The sequence below is a fragment of the Streptomyces sp. CO7 genome (assembly GCF_053474865.1).
This window is the reverse complement of record NZ_JBRIOU010000002.1, coordinates 505880-507510: the sequence shown is the minus strand read 5'-3', so window position 1 is coordinate 507510 and position 1631 is coordinate 505880. Positions and strand designations below refer to the sequence as shown.

Here is a 1631-nt window from a genome sequence, read left to right as displayed (position 1 = left end):
GGTCCGGACCCGCCGCCCGGCGTCCCGTCACCCCGTGCGCGGCGCCCCCGTCGAGGCCCGGACGACGAGCTCGGCGGCGACCTCGGCCACCCTCCCGGGCGGCGGCTTCTCCGTGCCGAGCGCCAGCCGGCCCGCCCGCGCGCCCGCCTCCTGCAGCGGCAGCCGCACGGTCGTCAGGGCGGGCACGGCGTCCGCGCTGAACGGCAGGTCGTCGAAACCGGCCACCGAGACGTCCTCCGGGACCCGTAGTCCCGCCTCGCGCAGCGCGGCACAGACGCCGAGGGCCACCGTGTCGTTGGCCGCCACGACCGCCGTCAGACCGGGCTCGCGGCGCAGCAGTTCCCGTGCGGCCTCGTACCCGTGCCGCCGGTCGTAGGGGCCGTGCACGGTGAGCCCCTGACCGGCCGGTTCACCGCCGAGGCCCGCGGCGGCCAGCGCCTCGCGATGTCCTGCCAGCCGGTGGCGCGTGGTGGTGCGCTCGGCCGGACCCGCGGCGTAGCCGATGCGCCGGTGCCCGAGCTCCAGCAGATGCGCGGTGAGCGCCCGGCCGCCGCCCCGGTTGTCGAACGGGAGCGCGGCGAGCACGGCGCCCTGGTGCGCGGTCGACGGCGGCCGTCCGCACAGCACGACGCGGGTCCCCGCCTCCGCCAGCCGCGCCAGTTTCGCCGCGACCGCCGCCGCGTGGGCCGGGTCGTCGACGGTGTCGCCGGTGAGCACGACGGCCGCGGCGCGCTGGCGCTGCAGGAGGGTGAGGTAGGTGAGTTCGCGGTCCGGGGCGCCGCCGGTGTTGCAGACGACGGCGAGTTTCTCACCGCCCGCCCGGCCGGATCCGTCACCGTCCCGGCACCCCATCTCCGCCTGGACGGCCGAGGCCATGATGCCGAAGAACGGGTCGGCGATGTCGTTGACGAGGATGCCGACCAGGTCCGAGGTGGAGGCCGCCAGGGCGCTCGCCGGGCCGTTGAGCACGTAGTCCAGCTCGTCCACCGCGCGCAGCACGCGCTCCCTGGTCGCCGCGGCCACGGGGTAGTTGCCGTTGAGCACGCGGGAGACCGTGGCGGGCGAGACCTTGGCGCGGTTCGCCACGTCCGACAGGGTCACTGACATGGGGGCCCTCCAGGCGGCGGGTCATGAGGGACGACGGGGAGCGGGCCGGCGCGCCGCCCCGCCCGGCTCCCGGCGATGGTCCCATCTTCGCCGCCCCCGGCGCGGCGCGAGGCGCCCGATCCGAGCCAGGTGACCGCGACGGTCTGTACGTGGCGGCGCGCGGTCGCTAGCGTACGTCGCAGAAAGCGCTTTCTACGGCGCGCTTTCCGTGGTGCCCGTCACCGGCTCCACGCGTTCCCGCAGCCCACGCCGGGCAGCTCGACACGAGCGGTCCGCGAACGGCGGCCCCGGCCGTCACGGTCACCCGACCTCGGCACCCCGGGCCCGGCACCCGGTCGCCCGGGCCGCTCGGGGAGCCCGGGCCGCTCTGGCCGCTCGGCACCACCGGGCGCCGGCGCTCCGGCCCCCAGGCCCCTCGGCACCCCGGGCGCCGGCGCTCCGGCCACCCGGCCACCCGGCCACCTGGGGGCCTCGGCCCCCGGCGCCCGGCTTCGCCGGCGGATCGGTGCTCCGGTGACGTGAAC

General features: G+C 77.9%; 1 protein-coding gene. It reads right to left on the bottom strand.

Annotated features, from left to right (window positions below; translation table 11 throughout):
* Positions 1-27 precede the first annotated feature (27 nt).
* A complete protein-coding gene (locus ACOV8S_RS04225; RefSeq protein ID WP_448316172.1) occupies positions 28-1107 on the bottom strand; it encodes a LacI family DNA-binding transcriptional regulator in 1080 nt (359 codons plus the stop codon).
* Positions 1108-1631: the final 524 nt, after the last annotated feature.

Coding starts and splice junctions, on each gene's coding strand:
- ACOV8S_RS04225 (WP_448316172.1), bottom strand. CDS start 1,107: ATGTCAGTGACCCTGTCGGACGTGGCGAACCGCGCCAAGGTCTCGCCC.